Annotated in this window: 22 protein-coding genes; 12 read left to right on the forward strand and 10 right to left on the reverse strand. The window is 71.6% G+C overall.

What is annotated here, in order from left to right; genetic code table 11:
* The first annotated feature begins 108 nt into the window (after positions 1-108).
* Entirely contained in the window at positions 109-570 is a 462-nt protein-coding gene (locus tag Hbl1158_RS12170) for a DUF4112 domain-containing protein (RefSeq protein ID WP_234297527.1), read from the forward strand.
* 122 nt (positions 571-692) lie between these two features.
* Here Hbl1158_RS12170 and Hbl1158_RS12175 read toward each other — a convergent pair whose 3' ends face one another.
* Positions 693-1,544 (reverse strand): RIO1 family regulatory kinase/ATPase, encoded by an 852-nt coding sequence (locus Hbl1158_RS12175; RefSeq protein WP_234297528.1) that lies wholly within the window; start codon positions 1,542-1,544, stop codon positions 693-695.
* Between the two features lie 132 nt (positions 1,545-1,676).
* Between Hbl1158_RS12175 and Hbl1158_RS12180 the strand changes: the two genes are divergently transcribed.
* Complete coding sequence (locus Hbl1158_RS12180; RefSeq protein WP_234297529.1) at positions 1,677-2,816, forward strand: acyl-CoA dehydrogenase family protein; 1,140 nt, start codon at positions 1,677-1,679, stop codon at positions 2,814-2,816.
* A gap of 135 nt (positions 2,817-2,951) precedes the next feature.
* Positions 2,952-5,225, forward strand: a complete 2,274-nt coding sequence (locus Hbl1158_RS12185; protein ID WP_234297530.1) for a histidine kinase N-terminal 7TM domain-containing protein — start codon at positions 2,952-2,954, stop codon at positions 5,223-5,225.
* A gap of 35 nt (positions 5,226-5,260) precedes the next feature.
* Here the strand turns inward: Hbl1158_RS12185 and Hbl1158_RS12190 are convergent, their stop codons facing one another.
* Complete coding sequence (locus Hbl1158_RS12190) at positions 5,261-5,638, reverse strand: hypothetical protein (protein ID WP_234297531.1); 378 nt, start codon at positions 5,636-5,638, stop codon at positions 5,261-5,263.
* A gap of 183 nt (positions 5,639-5,821) precedes the next feature.
* Between Hbl1158_RS12190 and Hbl1158_RS12195 the strand changes: the two genes are divergently transcribed.
* The gene (locus Hbl1158_RS12195) at positions 5,822-6,769 is read left to right on the forward strand and encodes a carbohydrate kinase (protein WP_234297532.1); all 948 of its coding nucleotides are present in this window, start codon (positions 5,822-5,824) and stop codon (positions 6,767-6,769) included.
* A gap of 24 nt (positions 6,770-6,793) precedes the next feature.
* Here the strand turns inward: Hbl1158_RS12195 and Hbl1158_RS12200 are convergent, their stop codons facing one another.
* A complete protein-coding gene (locus Hbl1158_RS12200; protein WP_234297533.1) occupies positions 6,794-8,152 on the reverse strand; it encodes an MFS transporter in 1,359 nt (452 codons plus the stop codon).
* A gap of 274 nt (positions 8,153-8,426) precedes the next feature.
* Between Hbl1158_RS12200 and Hbl1158_RS12205 the strand changes: the two genes are divergently transcribed.
* Together Hbl1158_RS12205 and Hbl1158_RS12210 are read left to right on the forward strand one after the other, a co-directional pair.
* The gene (locus Hbl1158_RS12205; RefSeq protein ID WP_234299530.1) at positions 8,427-9,548 is read left to right on the forward strand and encodes a Xaa-Pro peptidase family protein; all 1,122 of its coding nucleotides are present in this window, start codon (positions 8,427-8,429) and stop codon (positions 9,546-9,548) included.
* 145 nt (positions 9,549-9,693) lie between these two features.
* Positions 9,694-10,506 (forward strand): ZIP family metal transporter, encoded by an 813-nt coding sequence (locus Hbl1158_RS12210; protein WP_234297534.1) that lies wholly within the window; start codon positions 9,694-9,696, stop codon positions 10,504-10,506.
* A gap of 169 nt (positions 10,507-10,675) precedes the next feature.
* On the opposite strand, the gene Hbl1158_RS12215 is transcribed toward Hbl1158_RS12210, so the two are convergent.
* Entirely contained in the window at positions 10,676-10,960 is a 285-nt protein-coding gene (locus Hbl1158_RS12215) for a hypothetical protein (protein WP_234297535.1), read from the reverse strand.
* 82 nt (positions 10,961-11,042) lie between these two features.
* Positions 11,043-12,095: an FAD-dependent oxidoreductase gene (locus Hbl1158_RS12220; RefSeq protein ID WP_234297536.1), complete on the reverse strand. Its 1,053-nt coding sequence runs from the start codon at positions 12,093-12,095 to the stop codon at positions 11,043-11,045.
* 107 nt (positions 12,096-12,202) lie between these two features.
* Between Hbl1158_RS12220 and Hbl1158_RS12225 the strand changes: the two genes are divergently transcribed.
* Positions 12,203-12,490 (forward strand): DUF357 domain-containing protein, encoded by a 288-nt coding sequence (locus tag Hbl1158_RS12225; RefSeq protein WP_234297537.1) that lies wholly within the window; start codon positions 12,203-12,205, stop codon positions 12,488-12,490.
* Positions 12,491-12,546: 56 nt separating this feature from the next.
* A complete protein-coding gene (locus Hbl1158_RS12230) occupies positions 12,547-13,473 on the forward strand; it encodes a universal stress protein (RefSeq protein ID WP_234297538.1) in 927 nt (308 codons plus the stop codon).
* Positions 13,474-13,517: 44 nt separating this feature from the next.
* Here Hbl1158_RS12230 and cysS read toward each other — a convergent pair whose 3' ends face one another.
* Entirely contained in the window at positions 13,518-15,041 is a 1,524-nt protein-coding gene (gene cysS, locus Hbl1158_RS12235) for a cysteine--tRNA ligase (RefSeq protein ID WP_234297539.1), read from the reverse strand.
* A 90-nt stretch (positions 15,042-15,131) separates the two neighbouring features.
* Complete coding sequence (locus Hbl1158_RS12240; RefSeq protein WP_234297540.1) at positions 15,132-15,707, reverse strand: hypothetical protein; 576 nt, start codon at positions 15,705-15,707, stop codon at positions 15,132-15,134.
* Positions 15,708-15,957: 250 nt separating this feature from the next.
* On the opposite strand from Hbl1158_RS12240, the gene Hbl1158_RS12245 reads away from it, so the two are divergent.
* From Hbl1158_RS12245 to Hbl1158_RS12255, 3 genes are all read left to right on the forward strand, one after another.
* Positions 15,958-16,218, forward strand: a complete 261-nt coding sequence (locus tag Hbl1158_RS12245) for a hypothetical protein (protein WP_234297541.1) — start codon at positions 15,958-15,960, stop codon at positions 16,216-16,218.
* Positions 16,219-16,376: 158 nt separating this feature from the next.
* A complete protein-coding gene (locus tag Hbl1158_RS12250) occupies positions 16,377-17,255 on the forward strand; it encodes a CbiX/SirB N-terminal domain-containing protein (RefSeq protein ID WP_234297542.1) in 879 nt (292 codons plus the stop codon).
* Positions 17,256-18,590: a DR2241 family protein gene (locus tag Hbl1158_RS12255; RefSeq protein ID WP_321169939.1), complete on the forward strand. Its 1,335-nt coding sequence runs from the start codon at positions 17,256-17,258 to the stop codon at positions 18,588-18,590.
* 72 nt (positions 18,591-18,662) lie between these two features.
* Here the strand turns inward: Hbl1158_RS12255 and Hbl1158_RS12260 are convergent, their stop codons facing one another.
* The 3 genes from Hbl1158_RS12260 to Hbl1158_RS12270 all read right to left on the reverse strand — a co-directional run bounded on the left by Hbl1158_RS12260 (position 18,663) and on the right by Hbl1158_RS12270 (position 21,090).
* On the reverse strand, positions 18,663-19,283 hold the full coding sequence (locus Hbl1158_RS12260) for a hypothetical protein (protein WP_234297543.1): 621 nt from the start codon (positions 19,281-19,283) through the stop codon (positions 18,663-18,665).
* A 202-nt stretch (positions 19,284-19,485) separates the two neighbouring features.
* A complete protein-coding gene (locus Hbl1158_RS12265; RefSeq protein WP_234297544.1) occupies positions 19,486-19,677 on the reverse strand; it encodes a methytransferase partner Trm112 in 192 nt (63 codons plus the stop codon).
* A gap of 78 nt (positions 19,678-19,755) precedes the next feature.
* Entirely contained in the window at positions 19,756-21,090 is a 1,335-nt protein-coding gene (locus Hbl1158_RS12270) for an adenylosuccinate synthase (RefSeq protein ID WP_234297545.1), read from the reverse strand.
* A gap of 260 nt (positions 21,091-21,350) precedes the next feature.
* Between Hbl1158_RS12270 and Hbl1158_RS12275 the strand changes: the two genes are divergently transcribed.
* Positions 21,351-21,656 (forward strand): hypothetical protein, encoded by a 306-nt coding sequence (locus Hbl1158_RS12275; RefSeq protein WP_234297546.1) that lies wholly within the window; start codon positions 21,351-21,353, stop codon positions 21,654-21,656.
* The last annotated feature ends 64 nt before the right edge of the window (positions 21,657-21,720 follow it).

Raw genomic sequence — 21,720 nt, forward strand, 5'->3', positions numbered from 1 at the left:
TGCCCCGTATCTCGCGATACCACGTCCGCCGGCGCTGTCGCCGCGGCGGATTTCCGTCGGTCGGCGACCGCCGTAAGAGTCTTTCGTCGCCGCGGCCTCGACGCGACCATGCCCGGCACCGACGCGGAACCCGAGTCGCTCACCATGGATCTGCCGGAGTCGGTCGACGAACCGGCGCTCCGGCGCGTGAAGACCGTCGCGCGCGTGATGGACGAGGCCGTCCGGATCCCGGGAACGAACACGTGGGTCGGTCTCGACCCCGTGTTGGGGGTCGTTCCTGGCGCGGGCGACGCGGTCGCCGCCGGCGTCTCGCTGTACGTCGTCGCGGAGGCCGCGTACCTCGGCGTCCCGCTGACCACGGTCGTCCGCATGCTCGCGAACGTCGCCGCCGACGCGGCGCTCGGGTCGGTCCCCGTGGTCGGCCCGCTGTTCGACGCGGTGATCAAGGCGAACACGTGGAACGTCTCCTACCTGGAGGAGTTCGTCGCGAACGAGTCGACCGACCGGTCGGGCGACTCCGGCCGGGAGGACGACCGCGACCCCGTCACGATCGAAGTCACCGAGGGGTAGCGGTCGCGGTCACGGTCACCCGTCGACCGCACGCTGCTGGAGCCTCGTTGCACCCGTCCTCGCTGCACCCGTCCTCGCCGCACCCGTCCTACCTACACCCGGCCGCCCTGCTCGCCCGCGCTCTACGGCTCACGACGGTCGACGTTCGCGTCCGCGGTCCCGCCCCGTTCGACCGCCCGTTTCTCGATCTCCCCCTTCAGCGTCGGCGCGTCGAAGTCGTGGTCCGGGCGGATGGCGACGAAGTCGAGGTACTCGCGCGCGGCCAGCACGTCCTCGGGCGGGTACGCCGACAGCGCCGCCGCCACCGCGTCGCCCGCGCCGATCAGCGGCTCCAGCGCCGCGAGCCCGCACGCCAGGTCGTACTCGCGGGCGTCGAGCGCGCCCGGCTCGCGGACGCTCGTCGCGTCGATGAAGTAGAGCTCGTCCTCGAGGATCAGGACGTTCTCGGCCCGGAGGTCGCCGTGGGCGAGTCCGTGGTCGTGAAGGCGAGCGAGCGCGCGAAACAGCTCGGACGCGAGGCCGCGCTCGGTCCCCGGGTCGAGTTCGTCGAGCGGACGGAACGCCGGGAGGTACTCCACGACCAGCACGCCGAGGCCGTCGATCGACAGCGCCTCCACCGGCTCGGGGGCGTTGACGCCGATGGCGCGCATCTCCCGGGTCGCCTCCAGTTCGTGGCGGGCCATCTCCGCGGGCGTCCCGAAGTGCTCGAAGAACCCCTCGGTGCCCGAGGAGAACGCCCCGACGTTGCGGCCGGCGGTGAACAGCGCGTGCACGACCGAGTTCTGTCGGCTCACCACCTTCACGAAGTAGTCGTCGCCGCCGGCGTGCAGGATGAACGGCGTCGACAGCCAGTTGTCGGCGTCGAGGAACTCCACGCGCGCGCTCCCGTCGCCGTAGCGGCCGGCGAGGTCGCGCGCGACCGTCTCCAGGCGATCCCACTCGACGGTGCCGCGGAGGAGACGCTGGAGGTCCATGCCGTGATGCGTAGGCGAGCGACGCTGATAAATCGTTGTGAGCGAACGCCGCCTGGCGGGACCCGGGCGCGGATATTGCACCAACCGCAAGCCATCGAAACAGGTATTCCGGACGCCGCCCGTGCATCGGACATGAACTTCGATCTGCCCGCGGAACACCGGATGATCCGCGACCAAGTCCGCGAGTTCTGCGAGGAGGAGATCGCCCCCATCGCCCAGGAGATCGAGGACGAACACCGCTTCCCGGCGGAGATATTCGATCAGCTCGGGGGGCTCGACGTGATGGGCGTCCCGATCACAGAGGAGTACGGGGGCCTCGGCGGCGACACCCTCATGTACTCGGTCGTCGCCGAGGAACTCGGCCGCGTCTCCGGCGGTATCGGACTCTCGTACGTGGCACACACCTCGCTCGGCTCGAAGCCGATCGAGCTGTTCGGCACCGACGAACAGAAGGAGGAGTGGCTTCGCCCGCTCGCGACGGGTGAGGGGATCGGCGCGTGGGCGCTCACCGAACCCGACTCGGGGTCGGACGCCTCCGACATGGACACGACGGCCGAGAAGGACGGCGACGAGTGGATGCTGAACGGCACGAAGCAGTTCATCACGAACGCCAGCGTCGCCAACTCTGTGCTCGTGAAGGCCGTCACCGACCCCGAGGCGGGTTACGACGGCATCTCGACGTTCATCGTCGACCCCGACGACGACGGCTTCGAGGTGACGACCGTCTGGGACAAGATGGGCCTGAACTGCTCGCCGACCTGCGAGATCCAGTTGAGCGACGTGCGGATCCCCGAGGACCGCCTGCTCGGCGAGGAGGGCGAGGGGTGGACGCAGACGATGAAGACGCTGGACGGCGGCCGGATATCCATCGCCGCGCTGTCGACGGGGCTCGCGCAGGGGGCCTACGAGGCGGCCGAGGAGTACGCCGGCGAGCGCGAGCAGTTCGGCCAGCCCATCTCGAAGTTCGACGCCGTCCGCGACATGGTCGTCGACATGCACCGCAAGACCGAGCGCGCGCGTCTGCTCACTCACAAGGCCGCGACGATGTACGACGACGGCGAGGACGTGACGCGCGCGTCGGCGCTCGCCAAACTCGACGCCAGCGAGGCGGCCCGCGAGGTCGCCGAGGACTCGGTACAGGTCCACGGCGGCTACGGTTACACCACCGACTTCCCGCCCCAGCGGTTCTACCGCGACGCGAAGCTGATGGAGATCGGAGAGGGAACCAGCGAGATCCAACACCTCATCATCGGTCGCGAACTCGGCCTCTAGCTCGCCCGACCCGGCGGAGCGAGACGGGCCGGATCGAGCGGTTGATCCTCGTGAGGGCGGTTCGAAAATCGGGGCTGATAATTTCATCAGCGTCTTTTTGCGTGGTACTGCAGCAGCATACGAGGACGACCGGTAATGGATCACATATCCGACATCGTGGTCGGGGTCACCTTCGCCGCGGCGCTGGCGTCCACAGCGACGGGAACGGTCGCGTATCTTCGGACTCGCGAACGCGCGGACCACGCCGGGACGGCGTTCGTCGCCGTCATGTACGGGGCGGCGCTGTGGGCCGCGCTGCTTGGGGCTCAGCTGCTCGCCGGGACGACACCGCTCGGGCGGGCGCTGTTTCGACTCAAGTGGGCCGCGGGAGCGCCCGTCGTGACGACCGCCCTGCTGTTCGCGCTGTACTACACGGGCCGCGGTGGGTGGGTGACCCGCCGACGGGCGGCCCTGCTGGCGGTCGAGCCCGCGGCGGCGGCGGCCCTGTTCGTGCTCGACCCTGGCGGGGTGATGTTCTCGTCCGTCGCCGAGCGGACGGTCTACGGCATGGCGATGCTCGTCGAGTCGCCGGGGGTCGGCTTCCTGGTCCACTTCGGGTACTGCCTGCTGATCGGCACAGCTTTCGTGATGCTGTTGGCGGAGGCGGCGTTCACCTCGTCGGGACCGTACCGACTGCAAGCGATGACGCTCGCGGCGGGGGCGACGATCCCGCTGTCGACCGAACTCGCGTTCATCCTCGACCCCCCGGGCGTGCCGCCGTTCGACATGACGCCGATAGCCTTCGGGGCGGTCGCCGTGCTCCAGTTGATCGCGATGTATCGATTCGCCCTCTTCGACGTGGCACCCGTCGCCCACGAGACGGTGTTCGGCGGCCTCGACGACGCCATCGTCGTCGTCGACGAGTCCGATCGGGTGCTCGAGACGAACCCGGCCGCGCGCGAGGCGTTCGACCTCGCGGGCGACGGCGTCGGTCGCGACGCGCGAGCGGTGCTCCCCGACGATCCCGGCACCGAAGATCTCCTCGACGGCGACGACGCGGAGGTGACGCTCGACGACGGCGACGGCGAACTCGTCGTCGCCGGCGACCGCGACCCGACCTACTTCGAGGCGACGTGTGAACCGCTGGGCCGCGAGGGCGTCAGGCTCCTCGTCTTTCGCGACGTGACCGAGCGCACGCGCGTCGAGCGCCGCTACCGGGCGTACGTCGAGCACGCCGACGACATCGTCGCCGTCGCGGACGCCGACGGCGTGTTACACTACGTGAGCCCGGCGGTGGAGGGGGTCCTCGGCTACGACGCCGACGACATCGAGGGGGAGGTCCTCACCGAGTACATCCACCCCGACGACCGCCGGAGCGTCGCCGAGCCGTTCGTCGCCAGCCTGGAGAACCCCGGCGGGACCGTCCGGATGACGTTCCGCGTCCGGCACGCGAACGGCGGCTGGCGGACGCTCGACGGGGTCGCCGTCAACCGGTTTCACGACCCTCACGTCGGCGGCTACCTCATGACGCTGCGCGACGAGACGCGCCGCGACAGGTACGAACAGCGGCTCCGGGTGCTCACTAGGGTGCTTCGACACGACCTGCGCAACGAACTGAACGTCGTGCTCGGCTACGCAGACGTGATCGGCGCGGAGGCCGACGACCGGACCGGCGAGCACGTCGAGAGCATCCGCCGGGCGGCCGAGCGGCTGGCGTCGCTGGGCGAACGCGTCCGCGGCGTCGACCAGACGCTCAGAAGCGCCGACCACGGCGGCCGACCCGTTTCCGTGACCGCCGTCGTCGAGCGCGTCGCCGAGCGCGCCCGCGACCGGTTTCCAGACGCCGAGGTGCGCGTCGACGGCGACGACGGCGACGACGGCGACGCGATCGCGTACGCCGACGAACTGCTCGCCACGGCCGCCTGGAACGCCGTCGAGAACGCCGTCCGTCACCACGACGGCGACCGACCGCGGGTGCTGTTGTCGACCCGTCGCGACGGCGACGCCGTCGAGCTCCGGATCGCCGACAACGGATCCGGCATCCCCGACGAGGACCGCGAGGCGGTCGAGTCGGGCCACGAGACGCAGCTGCAACACGCCAGCGGGATCGGGCTGTGGCTCGTCCGGTGGATCGTCGACGGCGTCGACGGGGAGCTGGCGTTCGCCATCGACGACCCCGACCCCGACCCGTTCGACGACACCGGGACGGTCGTCGTGCTTCGGTTCCGAGCGGTCGAAGACGGCCGCGAGCCGGACCCGGCCGCCGAGCAGATCGACCCGTGGGGCGTGGCGAGCGCCGGGGCGGGACACGCCGATGGCGGCGACGACGGGTGGCACCCCCCGACAGAGAGCCAACGGGACGGCCCGACCGGCGACGTGCGTGAGGCCCCGATGCGGAACGGTGAGCCGACCGGCACACGCGACGACTGACGCGCTCGGGGGCGTCCCCCCGGTCGTCCGTCCACCTACTCCGATTTCTCGGCGACGAACACCAGCGGCTCCCAGTCCCCGCGCTCCTCGGGGACCAGGTCGGCCGCGTCGGTGAACGCCCGGTCGTGGGTCGCCCGCGCGGCCGCCAGCACGGCCGCGGAGGCGTCGAGCCTCGCGGCGAACTCCCGCCACACGCGGGGCGGCACGAGGAGGTGATAGACGCGCCCCTCGCGCCTGACGAGCGGGTCGTAGTCGAAGGCTCGTCGGTACTCGAAGACGAGGTCGGCGACCCCCGGGTACGCCCGCACGTCCGACTGCATCCGCGCGAGCGCCTCGCGGAGCGCCGCCGGGTCGACGCCGGCGTCCGCGGCCGCCTCGTCGACGTATCCCTCCAGGGGTCCCAGCCCGTCCATGTCCCGGGATGGCCCCGGGGCGGCATGAGCGTTCGGTCGCAGGGAGCCGACCCCGCCGACGGCTCCGGCGACCGGTCCGAGGGCGGGTCGGAGGGTCGAAGTACCGGCCGGCCGGATCGCGGGTATGCAGCACGGAACGGTCGTCGGGTCCGCGGGCTCGGTCGCACGGGAGGGGCCGGGAGCGTGAGCCGACTCGTGGTCGGCGAGTGTATCGTCGACCTCCACCCTGCGGGTGGCGAGCGAGGGGACGACGAGCACGCCTATCTCCGCCGCCCGGGCGGCGCGCCCGCGAACGTCGCGGTCGGACTCGCGCGCCTCGGGGAGCCGCCGGCGCTGTGGACCCGCCTGGGCGACGACGCGCTCGGCGACTTTCTCGCGGCGACGCTCCGGGAGGCGGGGATCCCGGAGACGCACGTCGAGCGCGACCCGGACGCCCCGACGGGGCTGTCGCTCGTCTCGCTGGACGCCGACGGCGACCGCTCGTTCTCGCTGTACCTCGACGGCACCGCGAGCACGCGGCTGGAGCCGGGGCGAGTCGACGACGCGGCGCTTGCGTCGCTCGACTGGCTCCACGTCGGCGGGGTCGAACTCGCCCACGAGTCGTCGCGCTCGGCGGTGTTCGACCTGCTCGATCGCGCCCCCAGCGAGGTCACCGTCTCGTTCGACCCGAACGCCCGGCCGTCGCTGTGGACGACGTTCGACTACGCGGAGACGCTCTCGCGGGCGCTCGAGCGCGTCGACGTGTTCGTCGCCAGCGTCGAGGACCTGCGCCCCGCCGGCTACGAGGGCGCGCCGCCCGCGCTCGCCGACCGGATCGTCGCCGGCGACGACGGCCCGCACACGGCGCTCCTCACCCGCGGCGCGGACGGCGCGTGCGCCCGGTCGAGCGCCGACGCGCCGTGGGGGGCCGGGCGAGCCGACCACGCGGGCTTCGAGGCGTCCGTCGTCGACACCACGGGAGCCGGAGACGCCTTCACGGCCGGCGCGATCGCGGCGCTGGACGGGGGGGCCGACCTCCCGGCGGCGCTTCGCTTCGGAAACGCGGTCGGCGCGCGGGCGACGACCGCGCGAGGCGCGATGGCCGCGCTCCCGACCCGCGCGGAGGTCGAGGCGTTCCTCGACGACCGATAGCGACCCCGGCGTCGCGCCCCCGGCTCACCTGCCGGCGAGCACGACCGCCGTTCCGGCGAACACGAGCGCCGCACCGACCCCGAACGTCGGAAGGTAGCCCGCGGCTCCGGCGACGACGCCCCCGAGCGCCGAGCCGACGGCGGTCGCGAGTCCCGCGACGGCCGCCTGTATGCCGAGTGCGGCACCGCGGGTCGCGTCGTCGGACAGTCGGGCGACGATACCCGCGGTCGTGACGGCGATGAACGCCCACGTCGCGCCGACGAGGCCGAACGCGAGCGCGTACCCCGCGAGCGCCGAGGGGGCGGCCGCGGGGAGGATCACGCCCACGAGGGCGACGCCGGGGAACAACGCGCCCCGGACCGCGAGCGCGGCCGCCTGCACGGTCCGCGGAGCGTACCGCCCGGCGAGACGACCCGCCGGGGTGTAACAGACCGCCGAGCCGAGGTTGCCCGCGAGGTACACCGCGAACACCGCGCCGTCGTCGACGCGCTCGGCGAGGAACGCCGGAACCGGACCCCAGAAGACGGCGAAGCCCAGCGAGAACACGATCACCGCGAGGAGGTACCGCCGCAACGACGGGGACAGACGGGCCGGCGACGCGGCCGAACGGGCGGACGAGGCTGAACGAGCCGGCGTCGACCCCGGGCGGGACCGCCCGCTGTCGCCCGTTCCACGCCCCCGCCACGCCGTCCGCAGGCCCCAGTACACCCGCGTCGGGCCGTAGGCGCTCGCGCGGAGGTACCGGCCGGCCCCCCAGTTCGACCGCGAGAGCCGCGCGTACACCCGGCGGAAGCGCTCGGCGGAGACGGTCGAGGGCTCGGGATACCAGACGCGTGCGAGCGCCGTCGCGACGGCGGCGACGGCCGCCAGCAGGAGGAACAACAGGCGCTGACCGACGAGCGGGGCGATCCCGATCCGGGGCGCGAGAAGCGTCCACGCGGTGCCGACGAGGAGGCCGGCGACCCAGCCGTACCCCTGCCAGGCGTTCAGGGTCGCGATGCGGCCGTCCCACTCGTCGACGGGCGCGCCCTCGACGACGATCAGGTTCAGGACGGGGACGGCCGCGGAGACGACGAACCACAACGCGGCGTTGAGCGCGAGCACGGTGACGGGAGTCCTCGCCAGCGGAACCAGCGCGAGCACGCCGGCGGTCGACCCGAGCGCGACGAGCACGAACGGTCGCCGACGGCCCGTCCGGGCGGCGAGGGCGGCCCACGCGACGGCACCGGGGACACCGACCAGCGCTGCGGTGGCCGCGATCAGCCCGACGAACGCGAGGCTCGCGTCCAGCGCGATGGCGTACAGCGGCACCAGCACGGACGCGCCGCCGACGGCGGCGTACCCCGCTCCCCACGCGAGGAGCCACCGGCGATTCGGGTCCACGGCCGGCGGTGTCGCCGGCGGGTGATATCCGTTGTGCTCTCGTCACCTCTCCCTCCCGTCGTCCCGCCCCCTCGCCTCCCCCTCCCGCCGTGGCTTCGGGTCCGGTCCGGTCCGGTCCAATCCGGTCCGGTCCGATCGCAGCTCCGACGCGTTCTTCTCGTCGGCGACCACACCGACTGCCGTGACCGACGCAGTCGCCACCGACGACCCCCACGCCCGCCGCCTGCGCGCCGTCCGCGACCGCCTCGGCGACGCCGGCGACACGACCGACGACATCGACGAGGTCCCCCCCGACGCGGCCGCCGCCGACGCGCTGGTGCTGTTCCCGAGCACGAACCTCCGGTACCTCACCGGCTACACCGAAGAGCCCGGCGAGCGCCACTTCCTGCTGTTCGTGACCGCCGACGCCGACCCGGTGTTCCTGGTCCCCGAACTGTCCGGCGAGCAGGTGCGCGCCGAGTCCGTCGTCGACGACGTGCGGACGTGGGCCGACGACGAGGACCCCGTCGCGGCCGTCGAGTCCGTCCTCGCGGAGTTGGGTCTGGCGGGCGACGACCGCGACGACCGCGACGCCGATGACGCTCCCCCGCACGTCCTCGTCGACGACGCGATGCACGCGCGCTTCACCCAGGACCTCCGGCGGGCTCTCCCGAGCGCGACGTGGGGCCTCGCGAGCGAGGTGCTCGCGGACTTGCGGGTGGTCAAGGACGACGCGGAGATCGCCGCCCTCAGACGGGCGGGCGAGGCCGCAGACGCCGTGGTCCGCGAGCTCCGTCGCGACGGCGACGACCTCGTCGGGACGACCGAGGCGGAGCTCGCGACCCACATCGAGGAGCGCCTCGTCGCCAACGGCGGCACCGGCGTCTCCTTCGAGACCATCGTCGGCTCGGGGCCCAACGGCGCGATGCCCCACCACACCCACGGCGACCGCACCGTCGAGGCGGGCGACCCGGTCGTCCTCGACTTCGGCACGCGCGTCGACGGCTACCCCTCCGACCAGACGCGGACGCTCGTGTTCGGCGACGACTCGCCCCCGGAGGGCTTTCGCGAGGTCCACCGCGTCGTCCGCGAGGCCCAGGACGCGGCAGTGGAGGCGGTCGAGCCCGGTGTCACGACCGGCGCGGTCGACGCCGCCGCCCGCGAGGTCATCGAGGAGGCCGGCTACGGCGAGGCGTTCATCCACCGCACGGGCCACGGCGTCGGCCTCGACGTGCACGAGGAGCCGTACGTCGTCGCCGACGGCGAGCGCGAACTGGAGCCGGGGATGGTGTTCAGCGTCGAACCCGGGATCTACCTGTCGGGGGAGTTCGGCGTTCGGATCGAGGACCTCGTCGTCGTCACCGACGACGGCTGCGTCCGGCTCAACCGCACCGACCGCGACTGGCGGACCGACTGACCGGCCGCGTTCCCGGCACGTGTAGCGGTGGTGATGTATCCGTCTCCGCTTTCGGTTCGGATACGGAAGCGTAGTCTGAGAGTTTTGGTTCGCCGAAAACGTCAGCCACGTGAGAGTTATCCGCGCGGGACGAGTAGGATCGAGCATGGCGGATCCGAACGCGTACGTCTTCGTGTTCGTCGCGGGGTCGATCACCGCGCTCGCGACGGGGCTGGGCGCGATCCCGTTTTTCCTCGTCGACGACATCAGCGACCGCTGGAACGTCGTTCTGTGGGGGCTCGCGTCGGGGATCATGCTCGGCGCGTCGCTGTTCGGACTGGTGAGCGAGGGGCTGGCCTACGGCGGTCCCCTGGATCTGGGTGTCGGCGCGCTCGCGGGCGTGCTGCTGGTGGTCGTCGCCCACGAGGTGATCGAAGACGTGGAGGTGCACCCCCGGAAGTACGAGGAGGCGGACTTCAAGAAGCTCCTGCTCATTCTCGGCGTGCTCACCGTCCACAGCTTTCCGGAGGGGGTCGCCGTCGGCGTCTCCTTCGCGGAGTTGGGCTTCGACGCGTCCGGCGGGCCGGTGGTGTTCGGAACGGCGGTGCCGCTGCTGGCGGTGTTCATGACCGTCGCCATCTCGATCCACAACGTCCCCGAGGGCGTGGCGGTGTCGATCCCGCTGCGCTCGATGGACGTGTCGCCCCCGCGGATGGTCTGGTGGGCGGTGTTCTCCAGCCTCCCGCAGCCGATCGGGGCCGTGATCGCGTTCTACTTCGTCACGCTCGCCGAGCGCTTCCTCCCGGTCGGCTTCGGCTTCGCCGCCGGCGCGATGGTGTACCTCGTGCTCACGGAGTTCATCCCGGAGGCCCTGGAACTGGGCGAGGGGCTGGCGGGCGGCGGCAGGCGCGAACTGGTCGCGGGCGTCCTCGTCGGGGTCGGCGCGATGGTGCCGCTGCTGTCGGTCACTTCGGTATAGCGGTCGAGGGTGTATCGGAGGGCGGAGGAGTCGGTAGTATCGGTACGGCCGCCGTCGCCGACGCGGTCGCTGTCGCTGTCGTCGAACTGGCGGCTCCGCGAGAAGCGGGTCAGCGCGGGAACGCGGTCGTCGACGTCCGGGTCGGGCCGGGTCGAGTCGAGTCGCGACGTTAGTGCGAGTGGCCCATGGCGTCCGAGAGGCTCCGTCCGAAGCGCTCCTCGAACAGCCGCTCGGCCGTCTCGTTGATGTCGAGCACGTCCTGGGGCGGCTCGCCCTCGCTGTGGTGGGCGATAGCGTGCGCCTGCTGGGCGAACGCCTGCAGGATCACGTCGCTGACGACCTGGCTGGGATCCTCGCCCTGTTCGGCGAGCATGTCGACGAGCCCCTCGGGGAGGTCGACCTCGTCGCTGTCGCCGTCGGGTCCGGTGACTGTGTAGGTTTCAGTTTCGGCCATGCCCCGACGGTGGCGTGGCGGACGTAAAGGTCCGTGGGTCTGGGTACATCGCGGGCTCAGGTGTCGGTCTCGACGGATCGGATCAGTCGTCGGCGGCGGCCGTCTCGCCGGCGGTCGCCTCCGCCCGCTTCAGGTCCTCCAGGTAGTCGTCGGCGTCGATCGCCGCCTTGCAGCCCATCCCGGCGGCGGTGACGGCCTGCTGGTAGTGGTAATCGACCACGTCGCCCGCGCCGAACAGGCCGTCGACGGCCGTCTCGGTCTGGCCCCCGCCGTGGCCGCCCGTCGTCCGGACGTATCCCTCGTCGTCGAGGTCGACGCCCGTGTCCTCGAGGTAGTCGGTGTTGGGCGTGTGGCCGATGGCGTAGAACGCCGCGCCGACCTCGAACTCCCACTGCTCGGTCTCGGGGTCGTCGAGCTTCTCGGTCGGGTGGCCCTCGGGGTGGCGCACCAGCGTCGCCGACTCGACGCCGTCTTCGGGGGTGCCGTGGAGCTCGGTGACCTCGGTGTTTCGCATGATCTCGATGTTCCCCTCGTCGACGTGCTCCATCACGCGGTCGATCCAGTAGTCCTCGGCGCGGAACTCCTCGCGTCTGTGGACGATGTACACCGTGTCGGCGAACTTCGTGAGGAAGCTGGCCTCCTCCATGGCGGCGTCGCCGCCGCCGACGACGAGCATGTCCTCGCCGCGGAAGAACGCGCCGTCGCAGGTCGCACACGTCGAGAGGCCGTAGCCCATCAGCTCGTCCTCCCCGGGGATTCCCAGGGTGCGGGCCGACGCGCCCGAGGCCGCGATGACGGCGTCTGCGGTGTACACGTCGCCGTTGGTGAGTTCGACACGGAACGGCCGCGCGGAGTCGTCCACGCGCTCGACGACGCCGTTTTGCACCTCCGCGCCGAAGCGCTTCGCCTGCGCTTTGGCGTCGTTGATGAACTCCGCGCCGCCGATCCCCTCGGGGAAGCCGGGGAAGTTCTCGACCTCCGAGGTGAGCGTGAGTTGGCCCCCGGGTTCGTCGCCCTCGAAGACGAGGGGGTCGTTGTTCGAGCGCGCGGCGTAGATAGCGGCCGTGAGGCCCGCTGATCCGGTCCCGGCGATTATCAGCGGACGGTGTTCGACGATATCGGCTGAGTCGGTCATTACCGCTCGGTAGGCCGCTGTCCGGTTTGTACGTTGTGCTGTCGTGTCCGCCCGGCGGCCGCCCGAGAGGCGACACGCTCAGGGGCCGGGCGCGTGCATCGACGCGCATGACCGCCGATCTCGAGGAGAAGACGACCCGGTACGGGGAGATGCTCGCGGACGCGCTCGCGGCGGCGGAGGTGTGCGTTCCCGAGGGGACGCCCCTGCACGAGATGGCCCTCGAATGCGAGGAGATGGCCGTCTCGTACCTGGAGGACGGGCGGCACTTCCGCGCGAACGACGACCCGGTGAACGCGCTGGCGTCGTACTCGTACGGCTACGGGTGGCTCGACTGCGGCGTCCGCCTGGGGTTGTTCTCGGTCCCCGACGACACGGAGCTGTTCACCACGGAGTGAGTCGATAGTGGGAACGGGCAGCCCGTTTTTTCAGGATCGCCGATCGACGGTCGCGTATGGACGGGTACGAACTCTCGGAGATCGTGGTCGCGACCGACGGCAGCGATCCCGCGGAGGCGGCCGTCGGAGAGGCGATCGCGCTGGCGGCGGCGGTCGGCGCGCGAGTGCACCCGTGTGCGGTCGTCGACCCGTACCTGACGGGCCAGCGGGTGACCGACGTGGCGAAACTGCGGTCGGACGCGAGCGAGCGCGTCGAGGCCGCCGCCGAGCGCGCCCGCGAGGCCGGCGTCGACGCCGACCCCGTCGTCCGCGAGGGGACGCCCCACGAGGAGATCGGCGCGCACGTCGAGTCGGTGGGCGCGGACCTGCTCGTCGTCGGGACGCACGGCCGCCGCGGCGCGCGGCGGGTGCTGCTCGGCAGCGTCGCCGAGAAGGTGATCCGTACCGCGACGGTGCCGGTGCTCGCGGTCCACGGCGGCGACGAGCGCCCGACGTGGGGGGACGGGAGCCGCCTGCTCGTCGCGACCGACGGCAGCACCGCGGCCGTCCCGGCCGAGCGCGTCGGCGTCGGTCTCGCGGCCGCGCTGAACGCCGACATCACGGCCGTCAGCGCCTTGGACGAGGCGGAGGCGCTCGCTGGGGCCTGCGGAGGTGCGCTCAGCACGGAGGTCGTCGAGTCGGTCCGGTCGGCGCTGGCGGAGCGGGCCGAGCGGGCGGTCGACCGCGTCCGCGACCGCGCCGAGGCCGCCGGCGTCGACGCCGAGGGCGAGGTGATCGGCGGCGAGCCGATCGGCGCGATCCGCGACCACGCCGCCGACGTCGACGCCGACCTCGTCGTCGTCGGCACCCACGGGCGAACCGGCGTCCGGCGAGTCCTCCTGGGGAGCGTCGCCGAGGGGATCGTCAGGTCGGCGGACCGGCCGGTGCTCGTCGTCCCGTCGGCGATGGACGAGGACGCCGACGAGAACGTCGACGGGAACTGAGAGGATCGGACGCGCCGGCGACGGCGTCGCCGTCGGCGACCCCGCTACTCAAGTCGGACCTCGGAGCCGTCCGGGCCGTCCTCGACGGCGAGTCCGAGCGCCTCCAGGTTGTCGCGGAGGCGGTCGGCGCGCTCGTAGTTTCCGGCCTCGCGCTCGGCCTTGCGCACGTCGAGCACGAGGTCCGCGAGGTCGCCGACCAACTCGGCGTCGCCGTCGGCCTCGCGCCCGAGTTCGAGCCCGAACACGTCGCCGCCGAACTCCTCGAACGTCTCGACGGCGCGGCGAAGCCCGCGGTAGTCGTACCCTGGAGCGTTACCGGCGTCCCCGGTATCGCCGGTGTCGGCGAGATCGACGGCCTCGAGGTGGCGGTTCACCGCCGTTCCCAACTCGAGCAGCGCGCCGAACGCCTCCCGGACGTTCAGGTCGTCGTTCATCGCCGTCACGAACGCCTCGCGAGCGTCGTCGACGGCCGCGCGGAGGTCGTCGTCGGTCTCCTTCGCCCGGGCGTCGACGGAGTCGCAGGCGTCGACGGCCGTCTCGTAGGCCCGTTCGAGCCGGTCCCAGCGCTCCTCGGCCTCGGCCATCGCGTCCGCAGAGAAGGTCTGGTCGCCCCGGTACTGCGCGCCCAGATAGAAGGTGCGCAGGACGTTCACGCCGAACTCCTCGAGCGCGTCCGAGACCGTGAAGAAGTTGCCGAGGCTGGAGGACATCTTGTCCTCGGCCGTCTCCAGCAGTCCGTTGTGGAGCCAGTAGCGCGCGAACGTGTCGCCCGTGGCGGCCTCGCTCTGGGCGATCTCGTTCTCGTGGTGGGGGAACACCAGGTCGCGCCCGCCCATGTGCACGTCGAGGGTGTCGCCGAGGTGGGTGGTCGACATCGCCGAACACTCGATGTGCCAGCCCGGGCGACCCTCGCCCCACGGCGAGTCCCACGTCTGCCCCGTCGGAAGGTCGCTGTCGTGGTCGTGCTTGCGGTGCTCGCGGACCGCCTCTTCGCTCACGCCGTCGGCCTTCCACAGCGCGAAGTCGGCCGGGTGGCGCTTCTCGGCGAGCGCGTCCTCGTCCTCGTCGGCCTCCAGTTCCTCGGGGCGTTGGTTCGAGAGGTCGCCGTAGTCGTCGAAGCTGGTCACGTCGAAGTAGACGGAGCCGTTCGCCTCGTAGGCGTGTCCCGACTCGATCAGGCGTTCGACGATCCGAACGATCTCGGGGACGTGTTCGGAGACGCGGGGGTACACCTCCGCGCGCTCGAGGTTCAGCCCGCGCATGTCCGTGAGAACGGACTCTGTGTAATGGCGGGCCACGTCCGCCTCGGTGTCCCAGCCCTCGCGCTCGCCGACGCGGGCGGCGATCTTCTCGTTCACGTCGGTGACGTTCTCGACGTGGCGCACGTCGTAGCCGAGCCACGAGAGCCACCGGTGGAGGATGTCGGCGTGGAACCACAGCCGCGCGTGCCCGAGGTGCGCGTCGTCCGAGACCGTCAGCCCGCAGACGTACAACAGGACCTCGTCGTCACTCGCCGGCTCGAACGCCTCCCGTTCGCCCGTCAGGGTGTTGGTCACGGACAGACCCATATCGGGCGACGGTACGCGGGCCTCCGTGTTAAACGGTCGAAAACGTCCTCGGCCGATGTGGGGACGGACCGGCGCGTTCGGTCGACGCGGTCAGCCGACGACGGCCTCAACGACCCGGAGCGCGCTCGCGCCGTCGCGGCGGCCCACGACGACCGCGAGCCCCTCGGGCGTCGCGCCGGCCGCCTCGACGGCGACGCCGGCGGTTCGGAGCCGCCCGAGCACCCGTTCGAGGACGCCGGCGTCGACCGACCCGCGCGCCAGCACGGCGGTCGCGTCGCCCGCGTCGAGCGCGTACGCGACCCCGCCGACCCGGAGCACGGGGCCCGAGTGGTCGGTCGCGTCGGCGTCGAGGGTTTCACCGTCGAGGGTGCCCCCGTCGGAGGCGTCGTCGGCGACGGCGACGCGACCGACTCCGCGGTGCATCGTCACGCGCGCGCCCCCGTCTGCGGTCGGGTCACCGTCGGCGGTGACGGCGTCGCCGCGGGCGGCCCGCTCGTCCCGGAGGTCGTCCCCGAAGCGCCGCAGCGCCGTCGCGACCGCGTCGGCGTCGGCATCGAGGTCGAGCAGCGACGCCGCGGCGGCGTAGTTCACCACGCCGGCCCGAAGCGCGTCGAGCAGGAACGGGCGCTCGCGGACGGCCTCACGGGTCTCCTCGGCGACGGTCATGTCCGAGGGCGCGGCGGCCGCGGGCATAACGCCGACGGTTCGCGAGGCGGTCGCGGCCGGGTCGACCGTCAGGCTGGCGGCGCTTGGCGTCGCGTCCGGCCTGGCTGTCCCGCTTGGGGAGGTCAGCCGCGCTCGACGCCGAGCGCCTCGCGGCGACCGCTCGCGTCGCTGAAACGACCTTCAGTAAGCCGCCGGACAGAAACATCATTCAGAATATCATTTAGTGCGTCGGGGCCGATCGTTCACGTGCATGAGACGACCCGCACACGGGGGACACCACGCCCCCGAGACGGACGTACCGGTCGGTCCGACGGCGGCGCTGGCGGCGCTGGCGGCGCTCGCGCTCGCGACGTTCCTCGCCCACGCGGTCCCGCTCGTCGTCGCAGGAGCCGCGGGCGCGACGCTCGCGCTCGGCGGTCGACGGTTGCTGGCGACCGTTCGGACTCGGAGGACGCGTCGTCGCCGGGGACGGCTCTGTCTCCCCGGCACGCGCGCCTGCGTCGAGGTCTGAACCGAACCGGATGCAGTCCCCGCTGACGCCCTCTGATCCGAACCGGATGCAGTCCCCGCTGACGCCCTCCCGCCCTCGAACGGATCGGGAGGAACCGCCGGCCGCAACGGCCCTCCTCCGTCGAAGGCGATAAGGTCGCTCCGGCCCTCGATTCGATCATGAGCCAGGCGCTGGTTATCGTCGCCCACGGGTCGCATCTCAACCCCGGGTCGAGCGCGCCCACGTACGAGCACGCGGACACCATCCGCGCGGCCGGCGCGTTCGACGAGGTCCGAACCGGATTCTGGAAGGAGGAACCGAGTCTCCGGGAAGTGCTGCGCACCTGCGAGGCCGACGAGGTGTACGTCGTCCCGATGTTCATCTCGGAGGGGTACTTCACAGAGCAGGTGATCCCGCGAGAGCTCCGACTCGACGAGTGGGACGTGGCCGACTGGGACTCCGACGGGCTCTCTGCGGACGTTGCCACCTACACCGCCGAGGACACCGGCCAGACGGTCCACTACTGCGGGCCGGTCGGCACCCACGAGTCGATGACGGACGTGCTGGTGCGCCGTGCCGAGAGCGTCACCGGCGACCCCGACGTGGGCGAGGGGTTCGGCTTCGCCGTCGTCGGCCACGGCACAGAGCGCAACGAGAACTCCGCGAAGGCCATCGAGTACCACGCCGACCGCGTCCGCGACACGGACCGCTTCGACGAGGTCCAGGCGCTGTACATGGACGAGGAGCCGGAGGTCGACGACGTGACCGACTACTTCGAAAGCAAGGACGTGGTCGTCGTCCCGCTGTTCATCTCCGACGGCTTCCACACCCAGGAGGACATTCCCGAGGACATGGGCCTCACCGACGACTACCGGACGGGCTACGACGTGCCCGCCGCGGTCGACGGTCACCGGATCTGGTACGCCGGGGCGGTCGGCACGGAGTCGCTGATGGCCGACGTGGTGCTGGAGCGGGCGGCAGACGCCGGCGCGGACGTGGGCGCGGCCATCGAGTCCGTCCGCGAGACGACCCGCGTCGCCCCGGAGGCGGACGACTGAATGCTCGCGCGACAGTTCGACGCGCTCCTCGAGGCCGCCGAGAGCGACGGCGGCGTCGACTTCGACGGGCTACACGTCGCCCGCGGTGACGACGGCGGCTACACCTTCGCGACGCCCGAGCACGAGGCGACAGACCTCTCGGAGTCCGAACTTCACGCCCACGCCGACGGGAGCCCGCACGTCACCAACTGGTACTTCTGGGAGCGGGAGGTGCGGCGACACGGCTCCCCCCGTCGGGCGTTCCTCCGGCACGCGGAGGCGGCCGACGACCACGCGGTCCACGAGCGGTACGACGCGCTCGCGGACGGGATGGTCACCGAGTGGGGCCAACTCCGGATCGAGGCGACCGTCGTCGACGACGGCGACGGGGGCGAGGTCGCCGGCGACGATGCCCCACTCGACGGCTCCCGTCGCTACGACGTGCGCCACGTCGCCGACGCCGACCACCAGGTCGAGGAACTGGAGACGTACGACGACCCGCTGGAGGCCCGCGAACTGTCGAAACACGACGACGACGGGATGTACCGCCCGCTGAAGACCGGCGCGAACATGCCGACCGGGTGGGTGTTCACGGACCTCGATTGGCGCGACGCGGTCGAGACGGTCGAGTTGCTGTACCCCGCGACGGTCGCGAACTGGTACCGCGAGCGCGAGGGGACCCTCGACATCGACCACTGGACGGACACGACCGACCGCCAGACGGGCATCTACGGGGTCGTCTCCGAACTGCCGCGCGAGGCCGTCGAGTGGGTCGCCGAGGCCGCCTGCGACGACTCCCAGTGCGTGAAGCGCCGCGAGTGGGAGTACGACGCCGGCGACGAGTTGGCCGCCGACGGCGGCACGGGCGCGTTCCCGTGCCGGGAGCCGTGCTCGCTGGTGATCGCCGCCGCGCGCAGGTGGACGAAACTCGAGGAGGAGGAACCGCGGGAGTACACGTTCCACCTCACGCCCAGCGAGAAAGAACAGATCGAGGGGATCGTCGACGCCGTCGCCGACGGCCGCGTCGACGAGATCCGCGAGGCCGACGTGTACGAGGACGCCAACCGCTACCGGACGCGATACCTCCGCGCGAAGCTGTTCGACGACGACGGGAACCTCGGCGGCGTCGCGACCGAGCCGGAGACGCACGGTCACGACGACCACGACCACGACGACCACGACGGCGACGCTGACCACGACCACGACGGCGACGGCGACCACGACGACCATGACGACCACGACGGCGACGCTGACCACGACCACGACGGCGACGGCGACCACGACGACCATGACGACCACGACGGCGACGGCGACCACGACGACCACGACCACGACCACGACAGCGACAACGAGTAGCCGGGGATCAACCCCGTCGCCGACGGGTCACGTCGCGCGACCGGAGTCAGCGCCGGCGTCGGCGTCATCGGATCACGCGACGAGCAGGTACAGCGCCGCGGCGACGGCGATCACGACGGCTCCAGCACCCAGGAGGACGGCGACTCCGTCGAACGTCGCGACGACCACGGCCGCGAGCGCCAGCACGGCAACCACGAGCGCGCCGACCGCGACCGCGCCAGCGTCGACGCCGCCCTCCGCGACGAGAGGGGAGAGGACCGCTCTCCAGCCCGTCGGGGACCGAGCGTCGGCCCCGCCGTGGGGGTCCCGGGAGCCGCCCGCCGGCGGCGACGCGAACGACTCGTCGACCGGTACGTCGTCCTCCTCGGGCGGCTCGAGGCGTACCGCGACCTCCGCCGTCTCCGCGCCGTGGCCGGTGACGACCTCCAGCACGCCCTCGACGGGCTCGTCGACCGAGGCGACCGACGCCCGAACGGTTCGACTCGCCCCGGCGTCGACGTAGTGGTTCGACTCGGGCAGCGACGCCGCGGCCGCGAGCGGGCCGTCGAACCGGAGGTGGACGTGGACCGGCTCGCCCTCGTTACGGAGCTCGATCTCGAAGGACCCGTCGACGACGAGGGAGTCGGGCGCGATCGCCTGATTCAGTCGGTCGCGGTTCAGCGCGACCGCCAGGGTGATCGCCTGTGAGGACACACATCCGACTCTCCCAGCGACGCGATAAAAAGGTTCGTTGCGGCCGTACGGCGCTCGGGCGCACAGGAACGGCTACGGCGGTGCGAGCGCGGCGGTCGCGACCACGGCGGCGGGGTCGTCGGTGCTCGCGGCGGGGTCGTCGGTGACGGCGACCGCAACGACACGTCGCTGGCGACGGCCGGCGACCGGGAACTCCGTGCGACTACTCCCGCATGTCCGGCGGCAGGAGGTTCGGGATGCCGTCTTCGATGGGGAACGTCTCCCCGCAGTCGGTGCAGGTGAGCGTCCCCTCGAGGATCTCGCCGTCCTCGCCCTCCTCGCGCTCGGTCACCTCGAGGTCGAGGTCGTGCTTGTCGAGCGGACAGCAGACGATGTCCAACAGGGACTCTTTCATTGGCCGAATCGTGGCGCGGGCCGGTCAAAAGCGTGCGGGTTCGATGCGTCCGGCCGCCGATCGATCGGGACTGGGAACTTACTCCCAGGGGTTCGTCCGGACGACCGTCTGTTCGCGGTCGGGACCGACGCCGACCGCGTGGACGGGCGTGTCGAGTTGGTCCTCCAGGTACTCCAGGTAGTCGACGGCGGCAGCGGGGAGCGCGTCGAACCCCGCCTCGGCGACGGCGTCGGCGTCGAACTCGGGCCACGGCTCGAGCTCCCGAAGCACCGGGTCGCACTCGTCCCACCGCTCGGTCGTCGCCGGCAGCGACAGCCGCCGTTCGCCGTCGAGTTCGTAGGCGTGCCCGACGTTCAGTTCGTCGAGGCCGGCGAGCACGTCGAGGTGGTTGACGGCGATCCCGGTGTAGCCGTTGACGCGGGCGGCGTGCCGGAGCATCGGCACGTCGAGCCAGCCGATCCGCCGGGGTCGACCCGTGACCGTGCCGAACTCGCCGCCCTTCTCGCGGATGTCGCTCGCGAGCGACTCCTCGCGGTCGTCGCCGTCGAGTTCGGTCGGCATCGGCCCTTCGCCGACGCGCGAGAGGTACGCCTTCACGACGCCGACGACCTCGCCGCGACCGGTGACGGTCGGGCCGGTTCCGGAGCCGATGGCCGCTCCGCCGGCGGTCGGGTTCGAGGAGGTGACGTACGGGTAGCTCCCGTGGTCGATGTCGATGAGGGTGCCCTGCGCGCCCTCGAACATGACGTTCTCGCCCGCGGCGCGGCGCTCGTGGAGGAACTGCGAGCAGTTGACCGTCATCCCCTCCTCGCGGAGGCGTCGACCGAACTCGGCGTACTCCTCGTGGAGCGCGTCGACGTCGCACTCCTCGCCGGCCTCGAGGCCGTACACGTCCTCGATGACCGCTCGCGTGTACGGGACGACGTACTCGAGGCGGTCGCGCAGCACCTCGGGGTCGAGCAGGTCGCCGACGCGGATCCCGCGGCGACCGGCCTTGTCCTCGTAGGTCGGCCCGATCCCGCGGCCGGTGGTGCCGACCTCGAGGCCCGACTCGGAGTCGGCCTTCGCCTCCTCCTCGATCCCGTCGAGCCGCCGGTGGTACGGCATGATGACGTGGGCGCGCTGTGCGACGCGCACGTCGGGGTCGAGTCCGCGCTCGCGCAGCGTCCCGATCTCGTCGAACAGCGTCCGCGGGTTCACGACGCAGCCGTTGCCGAGGACTCCGATCTTCCCCCGGACCGCGCCCGAGGGGACGAGCGAGAGGGCGTACTCCTCGCCGCCCTCGACGACGGTGTGGCCGGCGTTGTCGCCGCCCTGATACCGCACGACGACGTCGGCGTCCCCGCCCCACAGGTCGACGAGGGCACCCTTACCCTCGTCTCCGAGCTGGGAACCGACGATGGTGACAGTCATACCGGACGCCAGTTCCGCGCCGCCCGGTAAACAGATTACGGTCCGGTCGCGAGAGGATCCCAAGAATGTGGATCGCTCTCGACACACCACAAACTCGATATCCGCGTCCGCGCATTGGTCGGGGCGGTTCCAGGCGTAAGCGTTAACCACCCCCACGCCGCACTATTGGATCCGATCGCCCGACGACGTGCCGACCGACCCTCCGGTCGGCGATGCGGAGGAGAACTTTTAAAAGGAGGACACACGAGTTAACACGTGCCATGATAGATAGACTGGAGAAGGAGGTCGACATGCTCGAGCGGCACCTCCAAGTCCTCCGAATGGTCATCGAGAGCGAGCCGATCGGCATCGTCAAGATGTCCAACGAGACGGGCTACCCCCATCACAAGGTCCGGTACTCGCTGCGCGTGCTCGAGGAAGAGAACCTCATCGAGCCGTCCAGCCAGGGTGCGATCACGACCGAGCGGACCGCGGAGTTCGTCGACGAACTCGACGAGAAGCTCGACGAGATCGTCGACAAGATCGGCGGCATGCGGATCGAGGACGCGCCCGAACTGGAGAGCTGATCGGCCCGACCACGTCTCCGATCGATCGACTGCGCGGCTTCGACGCGACGACACCTCCCGAACA

The organism is Halobaculum sp. CBA1158, assembly GCF_021431925.1.
Classification (GTDB): Archaea; Halobacteriota; Halobacteria; order Halobacteriales; family Haloferacaceae; genus Halobaculum.

Coding starts and splice junctions, on each gene's coding strand:
- Hbl1158_RS12255 (WP_321169939.1), top strand. CDS start 17,256: ATGCTCGCGCGACAGTTCGACGCGCTCCTCGAGGCCGCCGAGAGCGAC.
- Hbl1158_RS12175 (WP_234297528.1), bottom strand. CDS start 1,544: ATGGACCTCCAGCGTCTCCTCCGCGGCACCGTCGAGTGGGATCGCCTG.
- Hbl1158_RS12225 (WP_234297537.1), top strand. CDS start 12,203: ATGACCGCCGATCTCGAGGAGAAGACGACCCGGTACGGGGAGATGCTC.
- Hbl1158_RS12245 (WP_234297541.1), top strand. CDS start 15,958: ATGAGACGACCCGCACACGGGGGACACCACGCCCCCGAGACGGACGTA.
- Hbl1158_RS12250 (WP_234297542.1), top strand. CDS start 16,377: ATGAGCCAGGCGCTGGTTATCGTCGCCCACGGGTCGCATCTCAACCCC.
- Hbl1158_RS12185 (WP_234297530.1), top strand. CDS start 2,952: ATGGATCACATATCCGACATCGTGGTCGGGGTCACCTTCGCCGCGGCG.
- Hbl1158_RS12240 (WP_234297540.1), bottom strand. CDS start 15,707: ATGACCGTCGCCGAGGAGACCCGTGAGGCCGTCCGCGAGCGCCCGTTC.
- Hbl1158_RS12265 (WP_234297544.1), bottom strand. CDS start 19,677: ATGAAAGAGTCCCTGTTGGACATCGTCTGCTGTCCGCTCGACAAGCAC.
- Hbl1158_RS12215 (WP_234297535.1), bottom strand. CDS start 10,960: ATGGCCGAAACTGAAACCTACACAGTCACCGGACCCGACGGCGACAGC.
- Hbl1158_RS12220 (WP_234297536.1), bottom strand. CDS start 12,095: ATGACCGACTCAGCCGATATCGTCGAACACCGTCCGCTGATAATCGCC.
- Hbl1158_RS12190 (WP_234297531.1), bottom strand. CDS start 5,638: ATGGACGGGCTGGGACCCCTGGAGGGATACGTCGACGAGGCGGCCGCG.
- Hbl1158_RS12230 (WP_234297538.1), top strand. CDS start 12,547: ATGGACGGGTACGAACTCTCGGAGATCGTGGTCGCGACCGACGGCAGC.
- Hbl1158_RS12180 (WP_234297529.1), top strand. CDS start 1,677: ATGAACTTCGATCTGCCCGCGGAACACCGGATGATCCGCGACCAAGTC.
- Hbl1158_RS12270 (WP_234297545.1), bottom strand. CDS start 21,090: ATGACTGTCACCATCGTCGGTTCCCAGCTCGGAGACGAGGGTAAGGGT.
- Hbl1158_RS12275 (WP_234297546.1), top strand. CDS start 21,351: ATGATAGATAGACTGGAGAAGGAGGTCGACATGCTCGAGCGGCACCTC.
- cysS (WP_234297539.1), bottom strand. CDS start 15,041: ATGGGTCTGTCCGTGACCAACACCCTGACGGGCGAACGGGAGGCGTTC.
- Hbl1158_RS12170 (WP_234297527.1), top strand. CDS start 109: ATGCCCGGCACCGACGCGGAACCCGAGTCGCTCACCATGGATCTGCCG.
- Hbl1158_RS12210 (WP_234297534.1), top strand. CDS start 9,694: ATGGCGGATCCGAACGCGTACGTCTTCGTGTTCGTCGCGGGGTCGATC.